General features: G+C 59.5%; 25 protein-coding genes. 18 read left to right on the plus strand and 7 right to left on the minus strand.

Features of this window, described 5'->3' with window-relative positions; translation table 11 throughout:
- The first annotated feature begins 248 nt into the window (after positions 1 to 248).
- Positions 249 to 449 (plus strand): hypothetical protein, encoded by a 201-nt coding sequence (locus tag R1W01_RS05525; RefSeq protein ID WP_317275041.1) that lies wholly within the window; start codon positions 249 to 251, stop codon positions 447 to 449.
- On the opposite strand, the gene R1W01_RS05530 is transcribed toward R1W01_RS05525, so the two are convergent.
- Both R1W01_RS05530 and R1W01_RS05535 read right to left on the minus strand, forming a co-directional pair.
- A complete protein-coding gene (locus R1W01_RS05530; RefSeq protein ID WP_243612783.1) occupies positions 446 to 1162 on the minus strand; it encodes an RlmE family RNA methyltransferase in 717 nt (238 codons plus the stop codon). The genes R1W01_RS05525 and R1W01_RS05530 overlap by 4 nt on opposite strands.
- Before the next feature lie 78 nt (positions 1163 to 1240).
- A complete protein-coding gene (locus R1W01_RS05535; RefSeq protein WP_243612782.1) occupies positions 1241 to 2353 on the minus strand; it encodes a Ppx/GppA phosphatase family protein in 1113 nt (370 codons plus the stop codon).
- Between the two features lie 233 nt (positions 2354 to 2586).
- Between R1W01_RS05535 and R1W01_RS05540 the strand changes: the two genes are divergently transcribed.
- From R1W01_RS05540 to R1W01_RS05550, 3 genes are read left to right on the plus strand one after another with little or no spacing between them, the layout of a single operon-like run.
- Entirely contained in the window at positions 2587 to 2883 is a 297-nt protein-coding gene (locus R1W01_RS05540) for a virulence factor (RefSeq protein ID WP_243612781.1), read from the plus strand.
- A gap of 26 nt (positions 2884 to 2909) precedes the next feature.
- Positions 2910 to 3836, plus strand: coding sequence for a methylenetetrahydrofolate reductase (locus tag R1W01_RS05545; protein ID WP_297759184.1), 927 nt, complete (start codon positions 2910 to 2912; stop codon positions 3834 to 3836).
- 10 nt (positions 3837 to 3846) lie between these two features.
- The gene (locus tag R1W01_RS05550; protein ID WP_297758982.1) at positions 3847 to 4929 is read left to right on the plus strand and encodes a methyltetrahydrofolate cobalamin methyltransferase; all 1083 of its coding nucleotides are present in this window, start codon (positions 3847 to 3849) and stop codon (positions 4927 to 4929) included.
- Positions 4930 to 5122: 193 nt separating this feature from the next.
- Here the strand turns inward: R1W01_RS05550 and R1W01_RS05555 are convergent, their stop codons facing one another.
- The gene (locus R1W01_RS05555; protein ID WP_297758979.1) at positions 5123 to 6718 is read right to left on the minus strand and encodes an AMP-binding protein; all 1596 of its coding nucleotides are present in this window, start codon (positions 6716 to 6718) and stop codon (positions 5123 to 5125) included.
- Between the two features lie 157 nt (positions 6719 to 6875).
- Between R1W01_RS05555 and cls the strand changes: the two genes are divergently transcribed.
- Positions 6876 to 8279, plus strand: a complete 1404-nt coding sequence (gene cls, locus R1W01_RS05560; RefSeq protein WP_297758976.1) for a cardiolipin synthase — start codon at positions 6876 to 6878, stop codon at positions 8277 to 8279.
- Here cls and R1W01_RS05565 read toward each other — a convergent pair.
- From R1W01_RS05565 to R1W01_RS05575, 3 genes are read right to left on the minus strand one after another with little or no spacing between them, the layout of a single operon-like run.
- The gene (locus R1W01_RS05565) at positions 8274 to 9134 is read right to left on the minus strand and encodes a YihY/virulence factor BrkB family protein (protein ID WP_243612777.1); all 861 of its coding nucleotides are present in this window, start codon (positions 9132 to 9134) and stop codon (positions 8274 to 8276) included. The two genes, cls and R1W01_RS05565, sit on opposite strands and share 6 nt — an antisense overlap.
- A 17-nt stretch (positions 9135 to 9151) precedes the next feature.
- On the minus strand, positions 9152 to 10330 hold the full coding sequence (gene argE / locus R1W01_RS05570) for an acetylornithine deacetylase (RefSeq protein WP_297758972.1): 1179 nt from the start codon (positions 10328 to 10330) through the stop codon (positions 9152 to 9154).
- Between the two features lie 40 nt (positions 10331 to 10370).
- Positions 10371 to 11555, minus strand: coding sequence for a M24 family metallopeptidase (locus R1W01_RS05575; protein ID WP_297758969.1), 1185 nt, complete (start codon positions 11553 to 11555; stop codon positions 10371 to 10373).
- Between the two features lie 175 nt (positions 11556 to 11730).
- On the opposite strand from R1W01_RS05575, the gene R1W01_RS05580 reads away from it, so the two are divergent.
- Complete coding sequence (locus R1W01_RS05580) at positions 11731 to 13395, plus strand: sulfatase-like hydrolase/transferase (RefSeq protein WP_297758966.1); 1665 nt, start codon at positions 11731 to 11733, stop codon at positions 13393 to 13395.
- A gap of 36 nt (positions 13396 to 13431) precedes the next feature.
- On the opposite strand, the gene R1W01_RS05585 is transcribed toward R1W01_RS05580, so the two are convergent.
- Positions 13432 to 15345: an FAD-binding monooxygenase gene (locus R1W01_RS05585; RefSeq protein ID WP_297758963.1), complete on the minus strand. Its 1914-nt coding sequence runs from the start codon at positions 15343 to 15345 to the stop codon at positions 13432 to 13434.
- Positions 15346 to 15508: 163 nt separating this feature from the next.
- On the opposite strand from R1W01_RS05585, the gene R1W01_RS05590 reads away from it, so the two are divergent.
- The 12 genes from R1W01_RS05590 (at position 15509) to R1W01_RS05645 (ending at position 26841) form a co-directional block, all read left to right on the plus strand.
- On the plus strand, positions 15509 to 15925 hold the full coding sequence (locus R1W01_RS05590) for a MarR family transcriptional regulator (protein ID WP_317275042.1): 417 nt from the start codon (positions 15509 to 15511) through the stop codon (positions 15923 to 15925).
- Positions 15926 to 16070: 145 nt separating this feature from the next.
- Positions 16071 to 16835 carry an SDR family NAD(P)-dependent oxidoreductase gene (locus R1W01_RS05595; RefSeq protein WP_297759181.1) on the plus strand — a complete coding sequence of 255 codons (765 nt, stop codon included), beginning with the start codon at positions 16071 to 16073 and terminating at the stop codon, positions 16833 to 16835.
- Positions 16836 to 16846: 11 nt separating this feature from the next.
- The gene (locus R1W01_RS05600; RefSeq protein WP_297758957.1) at positions 16847 to 17614 is read left to right on the plus strand and encodes a crotonase/enoyl-CoA hydratase family protein; all 768 of its coding nucleotides are present in this window, start codon (positions 16847 to 16849) and stop codon (positions 17612 to 17614) included.
- A gap of 4 nt (positions 17615 to 17618) precedes the next feature.
- The gene (locus tag R1W01_RS05605; protein ID WP_297758955.1) at positions 17619 to 18101 is read left to right on the plus strand and encodes a MarR family winged helix-turn-helix transcriptional regulator; all 483 of its coding nucleotides are present in this window, start codon (positions 17619 to 17621) and stop codon (positions 18099 to 18101) included.
- Between the two features lie 3 nt (positions 18102 to 18104).
- Positions 18105 to 19922, plus strand: a complete 1818-nt coding sequence (locus R1W01_RS05610; RefSeq protein WP_297758952.1) for a feruloyl-CoA synthase — start codon at positions 18105 to 18107, stop codon at positions 19920 to 19922.
- A 15-nt stretch (positions 19923 to 19937) separates the two neighbouring features.
- A complete protein-coding gene (locus R1W01_RS05615; RefSeq protein ID WP_243612768.1) occupies positions 19938 to 20810 on the plus strand; it encodes an amidohydrolase family protein in 873 nt (290 codons plus the stop codon).
- Positions 20810 to 21274 carry a DUF3237 domain-containing protein gene (locus tag R1W01_RS05620; protein ID WP_317275043.1) on the plus strand — a complete coding sequence of 155 codons (465 nt, stop codon included), beginning with the start codon at positions 20810 to 20812 and terminating at the stop codon, positions 21272 to 21274. The genes R1W01_RS05615 and R1W01_RS05620 overlap by 1 nt, the downstream gene beginning before the upstream one ends.
- 3 nt (positions 21275 to 21277) lie before the next feature.
- A complete protein-coding gene (locus tag R1W01_RS05625; protein ID WP_297758947.1) occupies positions 21278 to 22828 on the plus strand; it encodes an acyl-CoA dehydrogenase family protein in 1551 nt (516 codons plus the stop codon).
- A 224-nt stretch (positions 22829 to 23052) separates the two neighbouring features.
- A complete protein-coding gene (locus R1W01_RS05630; protein ID WP_297758944.1) occupies positions 23053 to 24105 on the plus strand; it encodes a hemin-degrading factor in 1053 nt (350 codons plus the stop codon).
- Positions 24102 to 24971, plus strand: coding sequence for a hemin ABC transporter substrate-binding protein (locus R1W01_RS05635; protein WP_297758941.1), 870 nt, complete (start codon positions 24102 to 24104; stop codon positions 24969 to 24971). Before R1W01_RS05630 ends, R1W01_RS05635 begins: the two co-directional genes overlap by 4 nt.
- Positions 24972 to 24995: 24 nt before the next feature.
- Positions 24996 to 26051: a FecCD family ABC transporter permease gene (locus R1W01_RS05640; RefSeq protein WP_297758938.1), complete on the plus strand. Its 1056-nt coding sequence runs from the start codon at positions 24996 to 24998 to the stop codon at positions 26049 to 26051.
- Between the two features lie 4 nt (positions 26052 to 26055).
- Positions 26056 to 26841, plus strand: a complete 786-nt coding sequence (locus R1W01_RS05645; protein ID WP_297758935.1) for a heme ABC transporter ATP-binding protein — start codon at positions 26056 to 26058, stop codon at positions 26839 to 26841.
- Positions 26842 to 26884 lie beyond the last annotated feature (43 nt).

Here is a 26884-nt window from a genome sequence, read left to right on the forward strand (position 1 = left end):
GGAAACTCCTTGTGATGGCGCCCCGTTCACACCCGTCGGGGCACGCTCTGGCAAAAGTGTAACGCGCCATATCCGCCTTGCCGAGTGCGAATGCGACATTTTGGGCAATTCCTTGCCGGACGCTGGCGGGCATCACCGCAGTTTCCTTGAAAAAGGCACATTTCAGAGCCCTTTTTGCCCTGCTCTTAACCGATCTTTACGGCCTATCGCGTCTGCTCGCGTCACTTGCCATTTCGGGATCGCTGCCCATGCAACATGTCATGCGGGACAGGTTTGTACCTGCCCAACCTCCACGCCACGCGCGTCTGTTCGAATTGATTCGTCAGGATGAACAAGCGCATGAGGCCTGCCCCCCGCGCCTTGGACCGGAAGAAGACACGCCGCTCACCGCGGCCAAGCTCACGGCGTTTCGCGATCTCGCCTGTCAGTCATTGCGCCGTGCGGGCTAGCCCCGGAACCCGGTCGCGACGACGAATTTCTCCGAAGAATCCGAGCGGCTCGAAGGTGGCTTCATATTGGCGACCTTGGTAAATTTCTGCTTGAGCAGTTTCTGCAACTCGCCCTCTGCCCCCCCGGCCAGAACCTTGGCCACAAAGGTGCCGCCCTCGTCGAGCACGTCAAAGGCGAAATAGGCCGCCGCCTCGCAAAGCGCCATGATCCGCAAGTGGTCAGTCTGCTTATGGCCCGATGAGGCCGCCGCCATGTCCGACATGACCACATCCGCCTTGCCGCCAAGCCACTCCTTGACCTGAATATCCGCGTCATCTTCCATGAAATCGAGCTGATGGATTTCACAGCCCGCGATCGGCTCCACCTCCTGAAGATCGACGCCGAGGATCGTGCCGACCCGCTTGCCCGGCTTCTCGGCCAGCGCATTGACCCGCTTCACCGCGACCTGACACCAACCACCGGGCGCACAGCCAAGATCCACAACCCGCGCACCGGGCACGAGGAAGCGATACTTGTCGTCCAGCTCCATGATCTTGAACGCCGCGCGCCCGCGATAGCCCTCGGCCTGCGCGCGTTTCACATAAGGATCGTTAAGTTGACGCTGCAACCACCGCGTCGAAGAGAGCTTGCGCCCCCGCGCCGTCTTGACCTTCACGGTCAGGTCGCGCTGTCCGCGCCCCGATGTGTTCTTGCCGCTCGGTGTCTTCGCCATGGTCTTATCCTCTCGCGTCTCAGGATTTTCTGGAAAATCCTGCCCGGGCCAAGTCTTCTAGAAGACTTGGCGCCCCCGTCAATAGGGCGTGCCCTCAAGCACGCCATCGGCGCTCATCTGTGCATAAAGAAGCCCCTCGCGCAGCCCCCGGTCCGCCACCGAAAGCCGGTCCGTCGGCCAGCACCGCATCAAAGTCTGCAAAATCGCTGCGCCCGACATGATGAGCGCCTGACGATCCTGGCCGATCCGCGGATCCTGCCGCCGCCCCTGCGGCCCAAGGTCAAGATAACTGCGGATCACCTTGTCGATCTGTTCCGTCGTCATCCGAAGCCCGTCGACCTTGGTGCGGTCATAGCGGCGCAACCCAAGATGCGAGGCCGCGACCGTGGTGACCGTGCCGCTGGTGCCGATGATCTGAAACCCTTCGCTCGGCGGCATTTCCTTGTAGGGGGCGAACTCGGCAAGGTTTTCTTCAAAGAACCAACTCATCAGCGCAAACCGCGCGGAATCGTCTTCCACGTCCTGAAACTGATCCCGAAGCGTCGCAACACCCAACGGCACCGAGATCCAATCCACCACCTTGGCCGCCGGGAACGGGCTGCCAAGATCATGGAACCCCGCATGCAGCCGCATGATCGCGTTCGGGCGCTCGCGCGGCGGCACCGCCTTGAGGTCGATCCAGACCAGCTCGGTCGAGCCGCCCCCGATATCCACCACCAATAGCTGCTCGGTCTTCATGCTGACCAGCGGCGCACAGGAAATCACCGCGAGCCGCGCTTCCTCTTCGGGCTTGATAATGTCGAGCCGCAGCCCCGTCTCGCGAGTCACCTGACGCATGAAATCGCGCCCGTTCTTGGCCCGCCGACAGGCCTCCGTCGCGACAAGCCGCATCCGCTTGACCTTGTGACGTTTGAGTTTCTGCTGACAAATCCGAAGCGCCTGCACCGTGCGCCGCATCGAGCCGCGCGAAAGACGCCCGGTGCTCTCGAGGCCTGCCCCGAGTTGCACGGATTTCGAAAAACTGTCGACCACATGGAATTGATTGCCCTTTGGCTGGGCAATCAACATGCGGCAACTATTGGTGCCCAGATCCAGCGCGGCATAAAGTTCGCTGGGATCGGGCGGTTTCGGCGCGGGGCTCTCAACCGGTTTCGGGAATGCGCCCGCACCTTTGGGACGCTTGGGCGCCATCAGTCACGCCCTCCATTTCGAGTTACCTCAAACCTAGTCACTCCCCGGCGCCCGCGCAATAGCAACACCGCAGCTTCCCCTCATCATGAACATGAAGAATATGCGTGTGCCTCTCTGTCTTGGCTCCGTTACAAGCGTGCGCGTCGCACTTGACGAGTGTTCTGTCGAAAACGTGCACTGTCCGTCGGGCGCGCTGTCCTAGGAAGAATGCGTTAACCGGAAGGAATCAAACCATGCCTGATGTGACTGTCGTCTACTGGCGCGATATCCCGGCCCAAGTGATTGTGGGCAAAGGGCGTCGTGGCGCCAAGAAACAGCTCCCCGAGCGTTTCGAACAGGCGATTGACCGTGCGGCCATGAAGATCGGCGCCAAGGATGCCGACGCTTACCTGGCTGAATGGCGCAAGGCAGATCCCTACCCGGTGGAGGGCGAGGCGGCTGACGTGGCCGAGGCCGAAGCGGCCCGTCTCGATACGGAATTTGATCAGGACCGCCTCAAGGCGCTGATCGACAACGAAGGCTGGGCATGACCCGCGCATCACTCTGGGAGGCCATGATGGCACTGCTGAATTTCAGGAAAAAGACCGAAGGCCCCATCGGCGCCTCTGCCGACGTCGTTGCCTTCCTCGAAGGCTATTCGATCGAGGTCATGCCGCGCACGGCCGCCAAGGTTGAAAACTTCCGCGACCTGCTGCCCGAAGGCACGCGCGTCTACATCGCCCATATCGAAGGCACGCCCATCGAGGAAATGGTCGCCACCGCCAAGCGTCTCGCCGACGAAGGCTATCCGGTGATGCCGCACTTCCCCGCGCGCATCATCAAGGACAAGGCGACGCTCGAGAACTGGATCGCCATGTATCAGGGCGAAGCTGGCGTGAAACAGGCGCTCCTGCTTGCCGGTGGCGTCGACACGCCCCACGGCGATTTCGACAGCTCGATGCAGCTCCTCGAGACCGGCGCCTTCGACAAGGCGGGATTCACCAACCTGCACGTCGCCGGGCACCCGGAAGGCAACAAGGACATCGATCCCGACGGCAGCATGGCCAACGTCATGGATGCCCTGCGCTGGAAACAGAAATTCTCGGAAACCACCGATGCCAAGATGGCGCTCGCGACCCAGTTCGCGTTTGACGCCAAGCCGATCATCGCATGGGCCGACAGCCTCAAGGACGCGGGTATCGACCTGCCGATCCATATCGGCATCGCCGGTCCGGCCAAGCTGCAGACCCTGATCAAATTTGCCATCGCCTGTGGCGTCGGCCCCTCGCTCAAGGTGCTTCAGAAGCGCGCCATGGATGTCTCCAAGCTGCTCCTGCCCTACGAGCCGACCGACGTGATTGCCGAGCTTGCCGCCCACAAAGCCGCGAACCCGGATTTCAACATCGAGAAGGTGCACTTCTTCCCGCTTGGCGGTATCAAGACCAACGCCACCTGGGCCATCGAGAACGGCGGCTCTTCGACCACGCCCGCAAACGCTTCCTGAAGGACGACCAATGACCCGTACAATCATCGAATCGAAGTCGAAAACCACGATCATGGGGTTTGACCAGCCGTTCACCGTTATCGGCGAACGCATCAACCCCACGGGTCGCAAGATCCTCAACGAAGAGCTTGAGCGTGGAGATTTCTCCCGCGTCGAAGCTGATGCTCTGGCACAGGTGGCCGCTGGGGCCACCGTGCTCGACATCAACTCGGGCGCTGTCTTTTCCAACAAGATGGCCGAAGACCCGCGCTACGCCGACAACAACTTCGTCGAACCCGACCTGATGCGCGAACTCGTGAAACGCGTGCAGGCCGTGACCGACTGCCCGCTCTGCATCGACTCTTCGGTGCCCGGCGCTCTCGAAGCTGGTCTCGAAGCCGCCGAAGGCCGCCCCCTCCTCAACTCCGTCACCGGCGAGGAAGAGCGTCTCGAAGTGGTTCTGCCGCTGGTCAAGAAATACAACGTCCCGGTCGTGGCGATCTCCAACGACGACACCGGCATCTCGGAAGATCCCGAGGTCCGCTTCGCCGTCGCCAAGAAGATTGTCGAGCGCGCCGCCGATTTCGGCATCCCCGCGCATGACATCGTGGTCGACCCGCTCGTCATGCCGATCGGCGCCATGGCCACCGCTGGCCTTCAGGTCTTTGAACTGAACCGTCGCCTCCGCAACGAGCTCGGCGTGAACACCACCTGTGGCGCGTCGAACATCTCCTTCGGTCTGCCGAACCGTCACGGCGTCAACAACGCCTTCCTGCCGATGGCCATGGCCACTGGCATGACCTCGGCGATCATGAACCCGGTCGCGCTCCCGATCAACGCCACCAAGATTGCCGAGAAGAAGGCTGAGGTTCAGGCCGCAGGCATCATCCTGCCCGAGGATATGGACGACGAAGCCTTCGTGCAGATGTTCGGTATGGGTTCGACCAAGGCGCGCGCCGGCAAGGAAATGGAGGCCATCCGCGCCGCCAACCTGCTGACCAACAACGACGATGGTGGCGCCGCTTGGATCTCCTTCAACAAGCAGCCCGCCAAACCCGGTCAGGAAGGCCGTGGCCGTGGTGGGCGCACCGGGGGCCGTCGTCGCCGCGCCTGATCTGGCGTTCACGTACTGCTAAGCATCACAGGGGGGCAAGCTGGTCGCATGACCGCTTGCCCTCTTCTTTTTGTTTCTCAGAAGATTAACCACCGCACGTTCGGTTACCCGGAACAATCCGCGCTCTCCACCGACGCAATACCGACAAAATACCGACGTGATACCGCCCCCCGTTTCAGGGTCAGATTCGCCGTTAACCCCGCTTCTTGCGAGGACGGAAATCATGTGCCCCCTCGGTCGGGTCTTGCCCTTCGGCAAACATCGCGTGTTTCTGGATTTTCTGGGTTCCAGTTACTGGAATCTCGTCCACAAACCGAATCCAGCCGGGCGCCTTGTAATAGGCCAACCGCTTGAAACACCACGCAAAAAGGTCGTCCGCCATCGCCGCATCTGTGGTGCCCGTGACGGTTACGCAGGCCATGACCTCTTCGTCCCGCATCGCGTCCTCGACCGCCAAAACAGCCACCCTTTCAACCTTGGGATGCTCCTGCAAACAGGCTTCGATCTCGGCCGCAGCAATGTTTTCACCACTGCGCCGTATGATGTTTTTCTTGCGATCCACAAAAAACACCATCCCGCTCTCATCCATCACGACCGTGTCGCCTGTATGAAACCAACCGCCCTTCCACGCCTCTTCCGTCGCCTCCGGCAGATTGAGATAGCCCGAGAAGAATCCGCGCCGTGGCTCCTCGGCGCTATAGCGCAGGGTCATCTCGCCGGGGGTGCCTCGGGGCACCTCATTGTCGTCCTGATCGACCACGCGTACCTCGAGACCCGGAGACGGTCGCCCCATGGCGCGGGTGTCGATCTGGCGGGGTTCGTGGTTGTCGCCAAGGATGCGGCACATCTCGGTCATGCCCCAGACCTCGATCAAGGGGAACCCAAACCGCTCTTCAAACGGCCGATGCAACGTCGGTTCAACCCCGGCCCCCACGGCAAAACGCACCTTGTGGGTGTGGTCCCACGGACTCTCGGGCAGGTTCATCAAGGCCGGGATCACGATGCCGAGGTAATGCACCACGGTCGCCCCTGTTTCCGAAAGCTCGCGCCACCAGGAATTGGCCCGAAACCTCTCTGGGATAATCTGGCAGTTGCCTTTATCGATCGCGCAATAAAACGTTATAATTCCGGCATTTACGTGGAAAAGTGGAAGTGGATTGTAGATACGATCCTGACCATCTCGAAAGTCGATCAACCCGCCGCGCGTCGCATACCATCGCCCCATATCGAGCTCGTATGCATGGCTCAGGATACAGCCCTTGGGCCGTCCGGTCGTGCCAGAGGTGTAGATCAGACTCGCCTCCGTGCTCCCATCGATGACGCCTTCGGCGCCGCCCGTCCCTAGCGGCAGGTCCGGCAGATCTTCGGACATCTCCACCATCGCCACGTCGCGCGCCGCCTCCGCGATCCCGTCGCGCATCAGAGCGGCAAGTTCCGGCGCGGCAATGGCGAGCGAAGCCCGGCTGTCATCAAGAAGGTACGCCACCTCGTTTGGCCGATAGTCCGGGTTTACAGGCACCCAGCTCATCCCCAAACCGTTGAGAGCAAGCTTCAAGAGCATCATCTCGGGCCGATTGCCAAGAAGAACCGCGACCCGGTCGCCAAAGCCGTAGCCAGCGCGCTGTAGCCTGTCTTGCCAGCGCTGGACACGCTGGCCGGCCTCTTCATAGCTGATCGCATAGCCGTCAGGGTGATAGGCGCGGCCTGCATCTGCAGGCACGGCAAGAAATTCGTTCTTCCGGTAATGCTCTGATTTTTCTTTGAAAAACGCCCCGATGCTGCTCTGCATGAAAGCTTCCCTCCCTCTTCTAATCTCCTCGGAGGGGAGCATAGCGCCTTCTCTTGCGCGCGCAATCACTGCCGCATTCGTCGTTGCGTCGCCCCGCCTTTGCAACCGCGTCGGGAAGGGGCTAGGCTTTGAGAGAACCATCGCCCGGGAGCCCCCTTTGACGGCAAGTCTCTCTCTCTTTGCCCTGATCCTCCTCGAGGTCGTCGCGGTGATCTTTGCCATGCGTGCCATGCGTAGCGCCCGAACCCCACAAGGGGCCGTGGCTTGGGTCGTCTTCCTTCTTGCCGCGCCCTACCTCGCGGTGATCAGCTACCTCTTTCTCGGCCATCGTAAACATCTTGGCTATGTCGTGGCCCGCCGTGCCTCGCAGCGTGTGCTCGACGGGATAGAACAGGCCCGCCAGCTTTTTCCGCCGAAAGGAAACCCCGCACCCTTTCCCGCCTTTGAGCGGCTCGCAGCTTCGCGGGTCTTGTCGGGGAACGACTTTGAGCTCCTGATTGATGGGGAAGAGACATTTTCGCGTATTTTCAATATGATAGACGCCGCAGATGAATATATCCTTCTGCAGTTCTATATCTTGCGCGATGATGAGATCGGCGCCGCGCTTGCAGAGCGCCTGCGCCAAGCCGCCACACGTGGGGTGCGTGTCTATGTGCTTTATGATGCGATTGGCTCCTCACGCCTCACACGCGCCTATCTCAAGCGACTAACCAAGGCCGGTATCCGCATCCTCGATAGCAACGCCCTGCGCGGGCCGAGCAACCGCCGCCAGATCAATTTCCGCAATCATCGAAAATGCGTGATTGTTGATGGAAAACAGGGCTTTATCGGCGGTCTCAACGTCGGAGACGAATACCTTGGCCACGGGGCGATGGGACCATGGCGCGATACCGCCTGCGTGCTTCATGGGCCAGTCGTGTCGCAGCTTCAACTGGTCTACTGCGAGGATTGGATTTGGGCCACGGATGAAAGCCTGTTCGAATACCTGAACTGGGAGGCGGGAACCGCCGCTGCCGACAAGGACGCCCTCCTCCTTGCCAGCGGCCCTGCCGATGAGTTTGAAACCGGGACGCTCTACTTCTGTACGGCCGCGCAGATGGCACAGGTGCGCCTTTGGATAGCGTCCCCTTACTTCGTCCCCGAGGGTGATGTGATGTCGGCTCTCAAAGTCGCGGCCATGCGAGGCGTTGATGTGCGGATTTTGGTGCCTGCGCGGGCCGATCACTGGGCCACCTTCCTTGCCGGATACGCTTGCTTTGACGAGATGCGCGAGGCTGGTGTGGGGATTTATCTCTATGACACCGGGTTTATGCACCAGAAATCTATGGTGGTGGACGACCAGATAGCCTCGGTTGGGACAATCAACCTCGACAGCCGGTCCTGCCGATTGAACTTCGAAGCCACTGCCCTGATCTTTGATAGGGAAGCGGCCAGCGCCGTGGCGGAGATGCTCAAGGCTGACTTCGACAAGAGCACGCCCCTGACTAAGCCCCTTTCGGCTCAGCCGCTTTGGATTCGCCTCCTTGCCCCGGTGGCGCGGCTGTTCTCGCCGCTCTTATGAGCTTTGGCGCCTGCGGGCTTGTGCAATCTCGCCAAGGCGCGCGTTGTATTCCGCTCCGAGGACAAGCACCGCGGACATCAGGTACATGAAGACCAGAGCCGCAATGACCCCGGCGAGCCCTGCGTAAGTTACGGAATAAGTTGGAAAATTGCGCACGTAGAAATCGAATCCATAGGCGATGATGACCCAGAGAACCACCGTGAGGATGACCCCCGGCAAAATCGCTTTCAAAGGACGTTTGACGCCCGGCAGCCATTTGTGGATCGCCACGAGACCGGCCAGAAGCACGAAACTCGTGAGCCAAAATACGACCGTTTCATGGGTCACGATATCAAGATGCAGGATCGGCGCGTACTCCGAGACAAGTCGCACATAGACCGGGATCACCACACCAAAAAGCCCCGAGACTGTTACCAACAATGCCCCGCCGACTGCGAACCCGGCGGCGATAAGTCGGCGCTTCCAGAGGGGGCGCGGATCCCGGTCATGATAAGCCTCGCTGACAGCGATGCGGATCGCATCGAACCCGTTCGAGGCAAAAAGAATGGTCAGCAAGGCACCAAGCGTGATGATTGATCCATCGCTGGTCTCCATCACCGCGCGCACCTCTCCTTCGATGGGGTCGGCAATCGTGTCAGGCCACGACCCGAACACGAGGTTGAGGATATCGCCCAACTCGGTCTCGGACCCGGTCAGGCCGATCCGGCTCACGACGCCGGCAAGCGATAAGGCCAGGAGGCAAAAGGGAAAGATCGCAAGCATCATCGAGAGCGCGACATGACTCGCCCGCACCGTGCCACCCTTGTTGAGGAACCGGTTGAGCGCATCCCAGAGCGCCGTTGCGAAGATCTGCATATCTGCTGCCTCTTGGGTCAGACCAGTTTATGCGAGAGCCTACCCAACATCGCGAGGCATTGCGAGAGTTGCTCAACCTCAAGGAACTCATCAGGCTTGTGCGCCTGTTCGATCGAGCCAGGACCGCAGACGACAACATTCATGCCGAGGCCTTGGAAGATACCTGCTTCGGTACCGAACGGCACGAGATCGGCCCCATTGGCACCAGTGAGCTCCATGACGATATCGCGCGCCTCGTTCTGGTCGACTGGTTCAAGCCCATCGACCTCTCCGATGACCTCGGTTTCGATACCTGCGTCCGGGCAGACGGCGCGCATCTGCGGCAGGAGTTCCTCATCGCAAAAGGCCGCCAGGACGGATTTGACATGATCCGCGTCCGAACGCTGCACCGGGCGCATCTCCCATTCGATCTGGGCCTTGCCGGGGATCACATTATGGGCCACGCCGCCGACCAAAGAGCCGGTGTTGATCGTTGTCCAAGGCGGATCAAAGCGGCTTTCCTTGGGCGCGCGAGCCTGAAGTTCTGATTTAAGTTCCAAGAGCTTGGAGACATAGCGCACGGCGTATTCGACCGCGTTGACACCACGTTCCGGTCCGCTGCCGTGGCCTTCGAGGCCGGTAAAACGGGTGGTGTATTCGTAACAGCCCTTGTGCCCCTCGATGATCCGCATCGAGGTCGGTTCTCCCACAATCGCCACCGCCGGTTTAAGTCCAAGCTCCTTGAGGCTATTGGCAAGCGCCTGCCCTCCGAAGCAGCCGACTTCCTCGTCATAGGTAAAGGCGAAATGGATCGGGCGCGTTGGGTTCAGCGCCGCGTAGAAAGGTGCCATCGCAACGGCCGCTGCAATGAATCCCTTCATGTCGCAGGTGCCGCGGCCATAGAGCTTGCCGTCGCGCTCTTCCATGCGGAACGGATCGCTGGTCCAGTCCTGATCCAGAACCGGGACGACGTCGGAATGTCCAGACAAGACAATTCCGCCGTCCTTGCGCGGTCCGATTGTGGCAAAGAGATTGGCCTTGGTGCCGGTCTCGTCATGCAGGATCTCGACGTCGGCCCCGCTTTCTTGCAGGTGCCGCGCGAGATGGGCGATCATGTCGAGATTGCTCGCGCTCGATACGGTTTCGAAGGCGATCAGTTCACCCAGAAGCGCCTTGGCCTCTTCAAGCAACGTCTTGGACACGGTCATTATCGTCATATGTGCATTCCCGGAGCACCACGCCTTGGCGGAGCGCCTTTTAGTTTTTCACGAACAGCTTGCGGTCCACATCGCAAAGCGTCTCGGCGGGGCCGTCTTCGGTAATCAGGATGGTCTCGGTGGTCTCCAGACCCCAGCTCTCCATCCATAGCGCCGGCATGAAATGGAAGGTCATGCCCGGTTCGAGAATGGTTTCATCCTCGGTGCGGATCGACGCGGTGCGCTCGCCCCAGTCCGGCGGATAGCTCAGCCCGATCGGATACCCCATACGACCTTCGCGCTTGATGCCGTGTTTTTCAAGCACTGCAAGGAAGGCATTTGCGACATCCGAGGTTCTATTGCCTGCGCGCGCGGCCTCGAGGCCTGCGGCAATCCCCTCAAGCTGGGCCTTTTCGGCATCCAGCATATCCTGTGGCGGCGTGCCAAGATAGATCGTCCGGCAAAGCGGTGCGTGGTAGCGGCGATAGCAGCCCGAAAGCTCAAAGAAGGTCGCTTCACCAGCGCGCATGGCATCACCATTCCAGGTCAGGTGCGCCGCCGTCGCATCAAGCCCCGAGGGCGTCAGTGGAACAATGGCCGGGTAATCGCCCCAGTCGTCGTCCACGCCGACGATCCCCGCGTGATAGATGTCGGCGACCAGTTCATTCTTGCGCAAGCCCGGTTCTGCCCGCTCGATTGCGGTATGGATGACCTTCTCCGTGATCCGTGCCGCCTTGCGGATAAAGCCGATCTCTTCTTCGGACTTCACGAGCCGCTGCCAGTTCACAAGTGCCGTGGCGTCTATAAGTGTCGCACTGGGCAGCTCTTCGGTCAGGACCGCATGAGCCTTCGCAGAGTAATAGTAGTTCTCCATCTCGACACCGATCCGTGTTGTCTCAAGACCGAGGCGCTTGAGGTGACCGGCAAGATCTTGCATCGGGTGGCGTATGGTCGATTGTACATAGTTGTCCGCGTAGCCAACGATATTCTCCTCGGCCATCCAGCAGGTCCGCAGACCGCCCATCGCATCCATGTAGCGCCCCCACCAGACGGGCTCGCCCTCCATTGGAACGATCACGCCTTGATGGACGTAGAAGGACCAACCGTCATAACCCGTCAACCAGGCTTGGTTCGAGGGGTCTGTGACAAAGATGGCATCGAGCCCTGCCTTGGCCATCGCGGCGCGCGTCTTTGCCAAACGGCGGTCATATTCTGCAAGCGAAAAAGGGGCCTTACCTGCCGGCATGATCCTGTCTCCCATTTTGGTGTATCCGGGCAAACTGAAGCGGGAAACCGAATCCTGCGCGTTCATTCCCGACATGCGCCGTCGGGGAAACGTCAAAAAAGAATCGCGGCCCAGCCATTTCCGTTGGCCCATTTTCCGGGCTACTGTTCCCGAAAAAATGGGGAGTTAAAAGACCGTGTCTGCGCCGAAGAACATTCTTTTCATCATGTTCGATCAACTGCGTTGGGACTATCTAAGTTGCTATAAACATGCGCATCTTGAAACCCCGCATATCGACAGGTTGGCGTCCATGGGCGTTCGCTTTAACCGCGCCTATATCCAGTCGCCGATTTGTGGCTCCTCCCGGATGAGCACATATACCGGGCGCTACGTGCATTCTCATGGGGCAAGTTGGAACGGCATCCCGCTCAAAGTTGGCGAGATGACGATGGGCGATCACCTGCGCAAGGTGGGTATGGAGTGCTATCTGGTTGGCAAGACCCACATGCGCGCCGATGCAGAGGGCATGGCGCGTCTCGGGCTTGAGCCGGATTCCCTTATTGGTGCGCGGGTTGCCGAATGCGGTTTTGACGTGTTTGAGCGGGATGACGGCATGCTTCCGGAGGGACCGGAGGGGTTCTATGATCCTGACGGTGCCAAATCCTACAATGAGTGGCTTCGTGGAAAAGGTTATGAGAGCGACAACCCTTGGCATGACTTCGCGAATTCCGGCCTTGACGAGGATGGCAACGTGCTCTCGGGCTGGTTCCTGAAGAATAGCGCTGAGGCCGCCAATATCGCAGAACCTGATAGCGAGACACCTTACCTGACTGGGCGCGGCATGGAGTTTATGGACGGCCATGACGGCCCGTGGTGCTGTCACCTTTCCTATATCAAGCCACATTGGCCCTATATCGTGCCCGAACCCTATGCCTCAATGTATGGGCCAGAGCATGTCCCTCCGGTGAGCCGGTCCGAGCGTGAACGGGAGAACCCGCACCCGATCTTCAAGGCCTTTATGGAAACCAAGGTTGGCGAGGCGTTTTCCCGCCAGGACGTGCGCGACGCGGTGATCCCCGCCTATATGGGCCTTATCAAACAGGCAGATGACCAAATGGGACGTCTCTTTGCTTGGATGGAAGACACAGGGCGCATGGACGACACAATGATCGTCCTGACCTCCGATCACGGCGATTTTCTGGGTGATCACTGGATGGGCGAAAAGACCTTTTTCCAAGACGCAGCGATCAAGGTGCCGCTCATCATCTATGATCCCTCACCCGAGGCCGATGCAACGCGTGGAACGGTCTGCAATGCGCTCGTCGAGAGCATAGACCTCGCTCCGACTTTCGTGGAGGTCGCGGGTGGTGCCCCTGCCTTGCATATCCTCGAGGGTGAAAGCCTATTGCCGATCGTGCGCGGCGAAACGGCAGATACACAGAGGGACTACGTGATCTGCGAGTATGACTATTCCGCGTCGCCTGTGGCCGATAAGAACGACATCCCGGTGCGTGATGCGGTGATGTTCATGGTCGCGACCGAACGCTGGAAACTCATCCACTTTGAAGGCGGCTATCGCCCGATGCTCTTCGACCTCGAGGCCGATCCGGAGGAATTCTACGACCTAGGTGACAGTGACCCGCACGCGGAGGTCATCGCCGAAATGTATGACAAACTCTTTGCCTGGACCCGTCGCCAATCACAGCGCACGACCCGTAGCGAAGAACAACTCTTGGAGATGCGCAGGAAATCCGGCGGGCGCGGCGTTATCATTGGCGTCTATGACGAAAATGACGTGCCGCTTGATCTCACGGTGAAATATCGCGGTCGCAAGGCACCTAATATGAAGGCGCGCTCCTGACGCAGCGCACCTTCCCAAGGTCAGAGCGCGCAGTGGTTACTTCGGGAGAAAAATTCCCTCGAAGAACGCGGCCAGATCCTGATGTGCCTCGAGCGGTAGGATATGCGCCACATGTTGATCCGGACGCACGACAACCATGCAGCCCTTGGCGCGATCAATATTGCGCAGGTCAAAGATATCCTCGCCGCTCTTGAGGTCGGAGCAGAACACTTTCTCATAATCCACGAGGCCAAAGCGGCCTTTCATCGGTCGCAAGAGCGAGGGCATCTTGGTGTGATCCAAGTCGCGGAAGCCTTGTTGGAACACGGCGCGCACGTCGATCATCGCGTCGATATCTTCGCCTGATTTGCGGATACGGGAAATCGGTGAATCTGGGCTCGTCTCGAGGAAGCTACAAAGCTTCGAGACAGGGGCGTCTTCCTGTCCATGGTCGTCCTCTCCGGCGAACGCGAACACGTACCAACGACGCCCAAACGTCACCGCATGGCCAAGCTGCATCGGCTTTGCGTCGGCAAGGCGGATAACTGGCGCGGAATGAAACCGCATCCCGATCTCGAACCCCGATGCCAGCCCCTGCCATTCCTTGCCGCCAATGAGGGCGGATTGCTCATAGTTTACAGTAAGGCCGGCGGTGAAGTGACCACCCTCAATGAATTTCTTCTGCACTAGGGGCATGTCGCTGTCCGCCTCGTCCGGGCGCGCACCGACGACGCGGGACCATTGGTGATCAAAGTCGATCAGCCCCTGCGCCGCGGCTTGACGCTCGCGGGAATAGGAATGAAGGAGGTCCGGCGCAGCGCGGCCTGTCAGGACAGAGATCAGCTTCCAGCCTAGATTGAACGTATCTCCCATCGAGACATTCATCCCCTGCCCGGCTTTCGGGCTATGGGTGTGACAGGCATCCCCGGCGGTAAAGACACGTGGCGCGCGTGTTGCAACGTCTTGGGCAGGCACGTCGTCGAATTTGTCGGTGAGACGGTGGCCGATTTCGTAGATCGACCACCAAACCACATCTTTCACGTCGAACGCGTGCGGCTGAAGAATGCGTTTGGCTTTCGCGATGATGTCGTCAATGCCAAGTCCGCGCTCAGAGACGCGCTCATTCTCGTGCAGTTTGTCGAGTTCGACATAGAGCCGCACGAGATAGCCCCCCTCTCGTGGCAAGACGAGGATACTTCCTTCGCCTTGCGACTGAATGATCGCCTTCATGCGGAAATCCGGGAAATCCGTGACGGCAAGCACATCCATTACCCCCCACGCCTGATGCGCGGCGTCGCCGTGCAATGCACCGCCGATGGATTTGCGCACATTGCTGCGCGCGCCATCGCAACCGACAACATAGTTGGCGCGCACGGTCTCGGTCTGGCCGGCGCGCTCTGGATCGGTGCGCTCAAGGGTAACGGTTACGGGGTAGTCTTCCGCTTCTGCATCCACAGTGAGGTCGAGAACTTTCAACCCATAGTCCGGCTCGAGACGCGAGGCGGAATTTGACATGATGTCGAGGTAGAAATCATGCACCCTCGCCTGGTTGATGAGGACATGGGGCATTTCCGAAATCCCGTCCTCGACGTCCTGAACGCGTCCTACGCGTTTGATTTCTCCAGGGGCACTAGGGTTTGGCGCCCAGAAGGTCGTCTCATTGACCCAATAGGATTCGCGTTTCACCGCGTCAGCGAACCCAAAGGCCTGAAACATCTCCATCGACCGAACGTTGATCCCGTCCGCCTGCCCCTTTTCCATACGGCCCTGCTTCGGTTCGACGATCATGGTCGAGATTTCTGGGAATTGGGAAAGCTGCGCCGCAAGGCAAAGGCCTGCCGGTCCGCACCCGGCAATCAAAACGTCGACTTTTTCCGGCAGACCATTGGCGCCTCGATGACGTGCAGCGGTTGAAGCTGCGGGTGATACGTCCGGATGGCCGGGTGTGAAGCCGTTCAAATGGTATTGCATGAGGGTCCTCCGATCTGTTTGGCGACTGCCTTGGCAAAAATAATAACTATACTTACAAATATTGGTCAACAAATTAATGAGTGTGCACACTACTGTCAGCAACACACTGTAATTGCGCGAGGATTTGAAAAAATGCTAAAGGTTTCTCATGGAAATTCAGACGATGCCCGGCCATTTGATTCGGCGGCTGCACCAAATCGCGACCCATGTTTTTTCGGCCCATGCGCAGCGTGCCGGCCATGATCTGACGCCCGTTCAGTTCGCTGCAATGGACGCGATCGGTGCAAATCCTGGCGTAGATCAGGCCCGTATCGCTGCGCTTATTGCCTATGATCGCGCGACGATTGGAGGGGTCATTGATCGGCTCGAAAAAAAGGGGCTGGTTGTGCGCAAGGTGAGCCAACGAGATCGCCGCGCGAGGGAAGTTTTCCTGTCCACGGAGGGGCGGAAAATGGTGGATGACGTCTTTCCGATCGTGCGCGAAATGCAAACCGATATTTTGCGCGGGCTAAGCGATGAAGAGCGTGAGACCTTCCTGTCTCTTGCAGCGAAAGCCACGAATGCCCATCGCGAAGACTGACGTGGTATTTCTCTAAGATACTGATATCTCTCAAATCATTTCTCTCGACAATTTAGTTATGAAGTATAATCATTATTGGAAATCAGCATTTGGCGCCGTTCTTACTCTTGTTTGAGAGAACGTGTGCGAAGAGGAGGAAATGCAGATGCATATCAAGGATCAGGTTGCATTGGTCACCGGCGGTGGAAGCGGGCTTGGCGAAGCCACGGCACGCCATCTCGCAGCGCAAGGTGCGAAGGTGGTAATTGTCGACTTCAACATCGAGCGCGCGGAGGAAGTCGCGTCCGAGATCGGCGCGCTGGCCGTGAAGACCGATGTGAGCGACGAGGCGGCGGTGTGCGCTGCGTTTGATGCTGCGGCAAAGAGATTCGGAAGTGCTCCTCGGATCGTCATCAACTGCGCCGGGATTGGTATGGCTGCCAGGATCGTCGGTCGTGAGGGAAAGCTCTCATTCGATGTCTTTGAGAGGACGCTCAAGGTCAATCTTTTCGGAACTTATAACGTCATGAGTCACGGTGCGCGCCGCATGGCCGAGCTGGACGCACTCGACACGCAGGAGCGCGGGGTCATCATCAATACTGCCTCTGTCGCCTTTGAGGATGGTCAGCTTGGGCAGGCGGCCTATGCAGCGTCCAAGGGGGCCATCGCCTCCATGTGTCTTCCCGCCGCGCGTGAGTTCGCGCAATCGGGTATCCGTGTCATGGCGATCGCGCCGGGGCTCTTTCATACCCCGATGATGGAGGGGCTCCCCGAAGAGATTGCCCAGAAGATTACCGCGAACATCCCCTTCCCGCCGCGCCTTGGCACGCCGCATGAATACGCGCTCCTGGCGGAGCAGATCATCACCAATACGTTCCTCAATGGAACCACCATCCGTCTGGACGGCGCAGTGCGCCTGCCGCCGCGATAAGGAGAGCCACGATGGCCACTGATATCCTCAAGATCGACATCGACGGTCCGATCGCCACGTTGACCATGAACCGTCCGGGCAAGCGCAACGCCATGTGCGAAGAGCTTCTCGTGGCGTTGGATGGCTTCTTTTCTGCGCCGCCCAAAGATGTGCGCGTCGTCATTCTGACTGGGATTGAGGGGCATTACTGTTCGGGCCTTGACCTTTCCGAGCACGTGCATCGCTCGGCCGAAGAGAACCTCTATCATTCCCGCCATTGGCATACCGTGATGGACAAGATCCAATTCGGCGGCCTTGCCGTGGTCTCGGCCATGTTCGGAGCGGTGATCGGTGGCGGGCTTGAACTTGCCGCGTCGACCCATGTGCGTATTGCCGAAGCTTCGACGATCTTCCAACTGCCGGAAGGGCGGCGTGGGATCTTTGTGGGCGGTGGTGCGACAGCGCGGGTCGGGCGCCTGCTCGGAGCGGATCGCATGACCGAGATGATGCTTACTGGGCGCAAGTATAGCGCCGATGAAGGCCTCGCGCTTGGCCTTGCGCATTACTCGGTCGGTGATGGAGAGGCGATGGCAATGGCCCAGTCGTTGGCGGGCAAGATCGCGCGCAACGCGCCCCTGTCAAACTACCTGATGATCCAGTCGATTGCGCGGATCAATGACATGTCTCAGGCTGATGGGCTGTTTACGGAATCCCTCGCCGCCGCCCTATCGCAAACGACGCCGGATGCAGAGGAAGGCCTGCGGGCTTTCCTTGAAAAACGTGCGCCGAAATTCCGCTAAGACCATGGCGAAACCTGTTTCAAAAGACACGGTCGCCCCAGACCTGACCAAGGTCAGCGATGCGACACTGCGGCGTTTCATCGGGTATCACATGAAGCGCGCCTTCAACGTGATCCAAGCGGATCTCGCTGAGACGCTCAACCCCTTTGAGTTGCGCATGTTGACCTATACGGCGCTGGTCCTGATTGCCGACAATCCAGGCCTGCGTCAGTCGCAGCTTGCCGATGCAATGGATATCGAGCGCCCGAACCTTGTCGTCATTATCGACGAATTGGAGCGGCGTGAGTTGATCACACGCGACCGCGTCCCGACAGACAGACGGGCCTATGCGCTGCATGTGACCCTCGCGGGGCGTCAGCTTTGTGACAAGGCCGTTGCGGCTGTGACGGCGCATGAAGATCAGCTTCTGGAGGGGCTGGAGGAGGACGCGATCAAGTCAATGATCGCGGCGATGAAACACATCGAGAAACGCCAAGGGAGGGGATAGGACGTGAAACGCACCTCGCAATTTCTCAAGCATTCCGTAGCGCGCGAAGATCGCCCCGATGGGACGATCCTGTTGCGCTCGAACTATGAGCTCGGCCCCGTTGCTGAGAAAACCGCTGACTGGCTGCGCCACTGGGCCAATGAAGCACCTGACCGGGTCTTTATTGCCGAGCGAAGCGGCGCTGGCTGGCGCGAAGAAAGCTACAGTGCCACCCTCGAAAAGGTGCAGGCGATTGCGGCTTCGCTTCTTGCGCGCGGTATGGGGCCGGATACTCCGATCTTGATCATGTCTGGTAACGGCGTCGATCACGGGCTTCTTTCTTTGGCGGCGCAATATGTCGGCGTTCCCACAGCTCCGGTCGCCGAACAATACTCACTCATCCATGGCGCGCATGGCCGTCTGCAACACGCGATCGAACTTGTCGGTCCGAAAATGGCCTATGTCGTGGATGCTGACCAATACGGCGAAGCCTTGGCGCTCGATGCCTTGAACGGGATTGAGGTGGTCGCGAGCAGACCGGGTCAGAATGGCAAAGTCACGCCGTTCGCAGATCTGCTAAAAGGCGATGCGGGCGTCGATCTCGCCGCGGCCCATGCCAAGGTCACGCCCGACACCGTGGCCAAGATCCTGATGACAAGCGGCTCGACCTCGGCACCCAAGGGTGTGATGACGACACAGCGCATGATGTGCGTGAACCAGACGCAGCTTGCAGACTCCCTGCCCTTCTTGCGGGAACGTCCGCCGCGTGTTGTCGATTGGCTACCATGGAACCACGTCTTTGGCGGCTCGCATAACTTCAACATGATGTTGTCCAACGGCGGCAGCTACTATGTCGATGACGGCAAACCCGTCAAAGGCCTGTTCGAGCGCACGCTGGAGAACCTTTCGATGGTCACTGGTTCTCTTGTCTTCAACGTGCCTGTGGGCTTTGGCATGCTGCTTGCTGCCTTGCGCGAGGATACGGCGCTCCGGCAACGTTTCTTCGCCGATCTCGACCTGATCTTCTATGCAGGCGCTTCTCTGCCACAGGATGTCTGGGAAGGGTTCGAAGCGATGGCGATGGAGGTGAAAGGTGAAGTGCCTCTTATGACGTCGTCCTGGGGCCTGACCGAAACCGCGCCCGCCACCATGATGCAGCAAGAACCTACAGACCGCTCCGGCGTCGTCGGTGTTCCGATGACAGGTGTGACGCTTAAATTGATTCCCGACGCGGACATGCGATGCGAGATGCGCGTGAAAGGCCCGAATGTCATGCCCGGCTATTTCCAGAACCCCGATAAGACCGCAGAGGCGTTTGACGAGGAAGGGTTCTTTGTCACCGGCGATGCTATGGTCTTCGTCGATCCGGACGATATTGATCGCGGCATGAAGTTTGACGGGCGTATCTCGGAAGACTTCAAGCTCCTGACCGGCACATGGGTGCGCGCAGCACAGCTTCGGATCGACATGCTGGCCTGTCTCGCACCGCTTGCGACCGACCTTGTCATCACCGGAGCCGACCGAAACCAGATCGGTGTCATGGTGTTCCCTGACGTGGCCGAACTCAAGCGCGAAGGCTTCGATCTCACGGATGACAACGGTGCTTATCGGTGCAAGCTCTTGCAGGGTGAGATTCATCGCCGCCTTGCCGAGCGCGCTCGCGAAATCTCGGGAAGTTCGACCAAGATCTCTCGCGCGATTGTGCTCAGCGAACCGGCCTCGATGCCCGAGGGCGAGATGACCGCCAAGGGCAACCTGAACTTCCGAAAAGTCCTCACGCGCCGCAAAGACCTTCTTGAGCGGCTCTATGACGACGCCGATCCGGCGATCATCACGATATAACAAGGAGTTGGACAAATGGTAGATATCTCCAAGGTCCGCGCGATCGACATTCATACGCACGCTGAAGAACCCTGCGGTTGCCATGCGGATGATGGGTATGACGATCTGCAATCCACGATGGCCAAGTATTTCCGCGCGCCCTGGTCGCACCCGCCGACCATCCCGGAAACCGCCGCCCACTACCGCGAACAGAACATTGCCGCGGTGATCTTCCCGGTCGATTCCGAACGCGAAACTGGCTATCGCCGTTACAAGAACGAGGAAGTGGCTGAGCTCGCGGCCGAGAATGACGATGTGCTCATCCCCTTTGCCTCCATCGACCCCTGGAAAGGCAAGATGGGTGTGCGCGAAGCCAAGCGCCTGATCCGCGATTTCGGCATCAAGGGGTTCAAGTTCCACCCGACCATGCAGGGCTTCTATCCCAATGACCGCATGGCGTATGCGCTCTACGAGGCGATCGAGGAAGAAGGCGGCATTGCACTTTTCCATACCGGGCAGACTGGGGTCGGTTCGGGCATGCCCGGCGGCAACGGCATGCGCCTCAAATACTCGAACCCGATGTATATGGATGACGTGGCCGTCGATTTCCCCGACCTCAAGATCATCCTCGCCCATCCGTCTTTCCCATGGCAGGAAGAGGCGCTCTCGGTCGCCCAGCACAAGCCGAATGTCTATATCGACCTCTCCGGCTGGTCGCCGAAGTATTTCCCGGAGATCCTTGTGAAATACTGCAATTCGATTCTCCGCAAGAAGGTACTCTTCGGGTCGGACTGGCCGATGATCACGCCGGAACGTTGGCTCTCGGATTTTGAGCAGATCAACATCAAGGACGAGTTGCGCCCGGATATCATCAAGGGCAACGCTGCGCGTCTTCTTGGATTTGAATGATGCAGATTCCCGTCCCCTCGCTCGCCCATAGCTTTACCCTGCGCGTCGACCTTGCGGCCCCGTTGGAGATGGGCCGGGGACGTGCGGGGATGCGTCGGATCATTCCGATCACCGGCGGCGAGGCGCTTGGCCCGGAATTGACCGGCAAGATCCTCAACCTTGGCGCCGATTGGCAGACAATCTTCGAGGATGGCGCGGCCCATCTCGATACGCGCTATGCGGTCGAGACCGGGGATGGCGCATTGATCGAGATCGTTAATGTTGGCACGCGCCACGGGCCCCCAGACGTTCTCGCCCGGCTTGCCGCTGGAGAAGACGTCGATCCCTCGACCTACTACATGCGCACCGCGGCCCGCCTTGAGACAGGCGATGCGCGCTATGGTTGGGTCAACCATACGCTTTTCGTCTGTGCCGGAATTCGGCGCGCCTCAGCTGTTGAAATTGCTTACTACAAGGTTCTGTAAACCATGAAACCGTTTCAGGCCCCGCTTGATGATATCCTGTTCTCGTTGATCCATGTGGCCGGCGCCCCTGCCCTACCAGAGTTCGACGCGGAGTTTACTGCCGAGATTGGCGGCCATTTTGCTGCCTTCGCCGAAGGCGAGATAGCGCCTTTGGATGAGCCAGGTGATCTGCAAGGTTGCGCGCTTGAAAATGGCCGCGTCCGCATGCCGGATGGATTTGGCGCGGTCTATAAGGCCTATGCCGAACAGGGTTGGCCGAGCCTGACCGTGCCAGAGGCCTATGGCGGTCAGGGTCTTGGTGCGCTGATGCTCGCTGTCACCTCAGAGATTTTTTCTGGGGCCAATCATAGCCTGCAGATGGTAACGGGCCTCGTGCCTGGCGCGGTGCGCACGCTTCTGCGGTTTGGCACCGAAGACCAGAAGAGCCGCCATATCCCGCCCCTTGCATCGGGTGCTACCTTGGCGACCATGTGCCTGACCGAACCAGGGGCCGGATCGGATCTCGCCCGTGTGCGCTGCCGCGCGGAAGAAACAGAGAATGGCTGGGCCATCACCGGAGAGAAGATTTTTATCTCCGGAGGCGATCAGGACATGAGCGAGCATATTCTGCACCTCGTCCTCGCCCGCACATCCGACAATGGTGTCAAGGGCTTGTCTCTCTTCCTCTGCCCGTCTGAACGCCGCGATGGCACCCGCAATGCTGTTTCCGTGACGCGCATCGAAGAGAAGATGGGCCTGCACGCATCACCGACCTGCCAACTCGCCTTTGACGGCGCAGAGGCCGAAATTATCGGTGCCGAAGGGCAAGGCCTTATGGCGATGTTCACGATGATGAACCATGCGCGCGCGGATGTGGCCCTGCAAGGCGTTGCTCACGCCGCACGCGCGCATGACATCGCGAGCGCATATGCCGCGGATCGTGTGCAGGGACGTGGAGCGGATGGTGCGCCTGTGACACTTGATCAGCACGCAGACGTCCGTCGGATGCTGGACGAGATCGATAGCCTTGCCCTCGGCGCGCGCGCCATGGCGCATCTGGCCTGTGTCACCATGGAGGCGGGCGACAACCCCGACCTCGTAGAGTTCCTGACGCCGGTGGCCAAGGTCTATTGCACCGAAGCGGGTATGAAAGCCGCTGATCTGGGAATTCAGATCCTCGGTGGCTACGGCTATCTGCGCGAATACCGGGTCGAACAGACCTATCGCGACGCCCGGATTACAGCGATCTACGAGGGCGCGAATGGAATACATGCCCGAATGCTCGCGACACGGCTTGCCCAGGGCGCGCCCGCGGATGCCTTTGACGCTTTCCTTAGTCAAGAAGCAGAAACATCCGGCTCAGTCGCCGTGTCGTCGTGGCTTGAAAAATGGCGCACAGCACGACAAGAGACTTGCGACCAAGCGGATCCTTCAGCGGGCGCGCATGCCTTTATGCTGGTGACGATTGACGCCTTGCTTTCTTGCCTTTGGGCGAGAATCGAGGGGGCTGCTGCTCAGCACCTTGACCCTTCTCGGATTTCACGAGTTTCAGCATTCATGGCAGGTCGTCTCTAACGGCGCGCGCCAAGAAACCAAGGATGTTGCATAGGACGAAGGCGTTCCCGCACGAAATGCGAACCTCGGGTTGGGTTTGGTGAGACGGCCTCTTGCACTCCAAAATAAAGCCGACTATTTTTGTCGAAATTCGGCGCCATAGCTGCGCCTGCTGATCCAGCGATCGTGTCCCCGTGGGCGCTAGCCAGATGCACATTCCAAAACAATGCGCGAAGGAGAGCCCCTTGGAAGAGGCAAACGTCAGGACTGCAACAGAAATCAAGGCCGCTCGCGCCGAGAACCCAAAGATGCGCGACCGCGATCTCGCCGACAAACTCGGAATTTCCGAGGCGCAGCTCGTCGCCGCGCACGTGGGCGACACTGTGACGAGAATCACCGCAGATATGGACCGGATCATGCCCGCGCTAAATCGCTTCGGCGAGGTCATGGCTTTGACGCGCAACGAAAGCTGCGTGATCGAGAAAGTCGGTGTGTACGATGGTTTTCGCCCTGGTGAACATGCCGCGCTTGTCGTCAATGAAGATATCGACCTGCGCATGTTCCCGAAACACTGGGTCCATGGATTTGCCATCGAACAGGAAACCGACCGCGGAATGCGCCGCACGATTCAGGTCTTCGACGCGGCGGGTGATGCGGTTCACAAGGTCTTTTTGCGCGAAGGCTCGAACGCGGACGCCTGGGCGCCCGTGGTCGAAGAGCTAAAGATCGAGGACCAGTCCGACACTCTGACCGTCTCCCCCCGCAAGCCGACCGAAGGCGCCAAGGGCACCCCAGATCAGGCTGACCGCCTGCGCAGCGAATGGGACAAGATCACCGACACGCATCAATTCCTGATGATGACCCGTCGCATCAAGATGAACCGGCTTGGGGCCTACCGTGTCGCGGGAGAACCCTATGCACGCCGGCTCGGCAACGACGCCGTCGAAACGCTTCTTCATCGCGCGGCCGAGCGCGAGATCTCGATCATGGTCTTCGTCGGCAACATGGGGTGTATCGAAATTCATACTGGACCGGTGCATCGCATCGTCGATATGGGGCCTTGGATCAATGTGCTTGATCCCGGTTTCGATATGCATCTGCGCAAAGATCACATCGCCGAGGTTTACGCTGTTACCAAGGCCACGCGGGCGGGGGACGCGATCTCTGTGGAGGCGTTTGACGCTGAAGGAGGTCTTATCGCTCAGTTCTTCGGTGTGCTGCGGGACGATGAAGGCGCTGGCCGATGGAATGACATGATTGCCGAGTTGGAAACCCTTAAAGAGGATGTCCCGGCATGACATTTTTTCAGATCTTGAGAAGCTTCCGTGCTCCGATCGGGGGCATTTTCGCAGCCGCCCTCGCGGTTTCTGCGCAGGCCGAGGAAGAGCCGAACCGCATCGTTGCGGTGGGTGGCGCGATCACAGAGATCGTCTTTGCGCTCGGCGAAGAAGATCGCCTCGTGGCGCGCGATACGACATCGAACCACCCGGAAGCCGCGCGGGAACTTCCTGATATCGGATATATTCGTCGCCTCTCGCCCGAGGGCATTCTTTCCGTCGATCCCGATCTGATCATTAGCCTCGAGGGGGCCGGTCCGCCGGAAGCGATGGATATCCTGCAAGAAGCGGCCATTCCTGTTGTCGAAATCCCCGAAGGCTTTACCGGCGATGCTGTGGTTGCCAAGATCACGGCCGTTTCCGAGGCGCTTGGCGTGCCGGAGAAAGGCGCCGCGCTTTCTGAAAAGGTGCGCAACGATCTCGCCAAAGCCAAAGCGGCGACAGCAGGCCTCGACGAAAAACGCGTCCTCTTTATCCTGTCACTGGCCAATGGGCGTGTGATGGCAGCCGGACAGAACTCCTCTGCGCAAGGCATCATTGAACTCGCCGGGGCAGTCAACGCAGCGAGCGGCTTTGACGGATACAAGCCGATCACTGAAGAAGCCATTCTGGCAAGCAATGCCGATGTCATCCTCTTGATGGAACGGTCTGGTCCGATGGGGATCACCAATGAACAGATATTCTCCAACCCGGCCCTCGCGGCAACCCCTGCGGGACAGAACAATGCCGTGGTGCGCCTCGATGGGATGATGATGCTCGGTTTCTCCGTTCGAACAGCAGAAGCCGTGACCAGCCTCGCAACCGCCCTGAACCAAGCCGGAAGCTGATCCTTGACCTTTCTGACACATGTCATGCCGGATCCCGCACTCGCCGGCGACCGGAGCCAAAAGGCCCGTGCGCTTTCCTTTGCGCTAGTGTTCGTCCTGTTTGCCGCCGCACTGCTTAGCCTTGCGATTGGCGCATCGGGCACCTCTCTTTGGGACGCTTTGATTGGGCTCGCCAATGGCGAGGCGCTTTCTGCGCGGGATCGTATCGTACTTCTGGATATCCGCCTGCCTCGCACCGTGATGGGCATCCTCGTCGGGGCTGCGCTTGCGGTGTCGGGCGCGGTAATGCAGGGTTTGTTCCGCAATCCGCTTGCCGATCCGGGCCTTGTCGGTGTGAGCGCTGGTGCCGGTCTCGGTGCGATTGTCGCAATCGTGCTCGGAGGACTTCTCCCGGCAACGGTTGCCGCGATGTTCGGCTACTACCTAGTCTCTGTCGCCGCGTTCGTTGGCGGTTGGCTGAGCACGATCCTTCTTTATAAGGTGTCGACCCGTCGGGGCCGCACCTCTGTCGCAACCATGCTTCTTGCCGGGATCGCACTAGGTGCGCTTGCCGGGGCGCTGCAGGGTGTCCTTGTCTATATCGCGGACGATGCACAACTTCGGACACTGACCTTCTGGGGCATGGGGTCATTGGCTGGCGCAACATGGACCAAGGTCATCGCGGCTGCACCGTTGATCCTTCTTGCACTGGCGATTGTGCCTTTCCTTGCGCGCGATCTCAATGCGCTCGCCCTAGGAGAAGCGGCTGCATCCCATATCGGAATTTCGGTTCAGCGATTAAAAAACACCGCGATCTTGATGGTTGCCGGTGCGGTTGGGGCCGCCGTTGCGGTTGCGGGTGGCATCGGGTTTGTCGGCATCGTCGTGCCGCATCTGCTTCGTCTGATGGTCGGGCCGGATCATCGCTATCTTCTGGTGAACTCCGCGCTTCTTGGTGCGGCACTTCTTCTCATCGCGGACGTGATCAGCCGAGTTATCATCGCGCCTGCTGAACTTCCTATCGGGATCGTTACAGCGACCCTGGGTGGGCCCTTCTTCCTCTGGATTCTGCTGCGTCAGCGCGGCCTGTTGGATATGTAACGCAATGCTAGACGCTACGGATATTTCGGTCTGCTACGGACCGCATAGGATCCTGCACGGGATTGATTTCCATGCCGCGCCCGGCGCAGTGACAGCGATTGTGGGGCCAAACGGATCGGGCAAAACGACTCTGATGCGTGCGCTGACGGGTGAGACGGTCTACGCGGGGGAGGTCCGGCTCAACAACGAGAACATCGCGCGCCTGAAACCCTGGGAGCTTGCCGCGATGCGCGGTGTATTGCCCCAAGCCACCCCCCTCGCCTTCCCTTTCACTGTGATCGAGGTCGTGAGACTTGGCCTGAGTCGCGGGGTTTCCGCCGGCAACACCGATCTGATTCACCGCGCGCTCGCCCGAGTGGACCTTTCAGGCTTTGAGGGGCGTTTCTACCAAGAGCTTTCTGGCGGCGAGCAACAGCGAGTGCAACTCGCCCGTGTCCTCGCCCAGGTCTGGTCGCCGGTCGAAGACGGCGAACCCCGCTGGCTTTTCCTTGATGAACCCGTATCGGCCCTTGATATCGGTCACCAGCTTCAGGTCATGCAGATCGCGCATGACTATGCCGCTGCGGGTGGTGGGGTCGTCGCTGTCATGCATGATCTCAACCTCACTGCGATGTTTGCCGATAGCGTGGCGCTTGTCAGCGAAGGGCGTATCCTGCAACAGGGCGCCTCAGAGGAGGTCTTTAACAACGCCCTCCTGAGCCGTGCATATCATTGTGACGTCCGGGTCAATTCGGCGCCGTCGCAAGGTACCTTCATATTGCCTCATGCGGCAAAGATGGCGGCGGAATGACCGATTAAACTCCGGTTTGCTGTCTCCTGTCCCAATCGCGGAC

Source organism: Shimia sp. FJ5 (assembly GCF_032918335.1).
Classification (GTDB): Bacteria; Pseudomonadota; Alphaproteobacteria; order Rhodobacterales; family Rhodobacteraceae; genus Shimia; species Shimia aestuarii_A.

Coding starts and splice junctions, on each gene's coding strand:
- R1W01_RS05595 (WP_297759181.1), top strand. CDS start 16,071: ATGCATATCAAGGATCAGGTTGCATTGGTCACCGGCGGTGGAAGCGGG.
- R1W01_RS05555 (WP_297758979.1), bottom strand. CDS start 6,718: ATGCAGAGCAGCATCGGGGCGTTTTTCAAAGAAAAATCAGAGCATTAC.
- R1W01_RS05615 (WP_243612768.1), top strand. CDS start 19,938: ATGGTAGATATCTCCAAGGTCCGCGCGATCGACATTCATACGCACGCT.
- R1W01_RS05525 (WP_317275041.1), top strand. CDS start 249: ATGCAACATGTCATGCGGGACAGGTTTGTACCTGCCCAACCTCCACGC.
- R1W01_RS05530 (WP_243612783.1), bottom strand. CDS start 1,162: ATGGCGAAGACACCGAGCGGCAAGAACACATCGGGGCGCGGACAGCGC.
- R1W01_RS05550 (WP_297758982.1), top strand. CDS start 3,847: ATGACCCGTACAATCATCGAATCGAAGTCGAAAACCACGATCATGGGG.
- R1W01_RS05575 (WP_297758969.1), bottom strand. CDS start 11,555: ATGCCGGCAGGTAAGGCCCCTTTTTCGCTTGCAGAATATGACCGCCGT.
- argE (WP_297758972.1), bottom strand. CDS start 10,330: ATGACGATAATGACCGTGTCCAAGACGTTGCTTGAAGAGGCCAAGGCG.
- R1W01_RS05540 (WP_243612781.1), top strand. CDS start 2,587: ATGCCTGATGTGACTGTCGTCTACTGGCGCGATATCCCGGCCCAAGTG.
- R1W01_RS05535 (WP_243612782.1), bottom strand. CDS start 2,353: ATGGCGCCCAAGCGTCCCAAAGGTGCGGGCGCATTCCCGAAACCGGTT.
- R1W01_RS05635 (WP_297758941.1), top strand. CDS start 24,102: ATGACATTTTTTCAGATCTTGAGAAGCTTCCGTGCTCCGATCGGGGGC.
- R1W01_RS05585 (WP_297758963.1), bottom strand. CDS start 15,345: ATGCAATACCATTTGAACGGCTTCACACCCGGCCATCCGGACGTATCA.
- R1W01_RS05625 (WP_297758947.1), top strand. CDS start 21,278: ATGAAACCGTTTCAGGCCCCGCTTGATGATATCCTGTTCTCGTTGATC.
- R1W01_RS05640 (WP_297758938.1), top strand. CDS start 24,996: ATGCCGGATCCCGCACTCGCCGGCGACCGGAGCCAAAAGGCCCGTGCG.
- R1W01_RS05565 (WP_243612777.1), bottom strand. CDS start 9,134: ATGCAGATCTTCGCAACGGCGCTCTGGGATGCGCTCAACCGGTTCCTC.
- R1W01_RS05590 (WP_317275042.1), top strand. CDS start 15,509: ATGCCCGGCCATTTGATTCGGCGGCTGCACCAAATCGCGACCCATGTT.
- R1W01_RS05605 (WP_297758955.1), top strand. CDS start 17,619: ATGGCGAAACCTGTTTCAAAAGACACGGTCGCCCCAGACCTGACCAAG.
- R1W01_RS05620 (WP_317275043.1), top strand. CDS start 20,810: ATGCAGATTCCCGTCCCCTCGCTCGCCCATAGCTTTACCCTGCGCGTC.
- R1W01_RS05545 (WP_297759184.1), top strand. CDS start 2,910: ATGGCACTGCTGAATTTCAGGAAAAAGACCGAAGGCCCCATCGGCGCC.
- R1W01_RS05600 (WP_297758957.1), top strand. CDS start 16,847: ATGGCCACTGATATCCTCAAGATCGACATCGACGGTCCGATCGCCACG.
- R1W01_RS05645 (WP_297758935.1), top strand. CDS start 26,056: ATGCTAGACGCTACGGATATTTCGGTCTGCTACGGACCGCATAGGATC.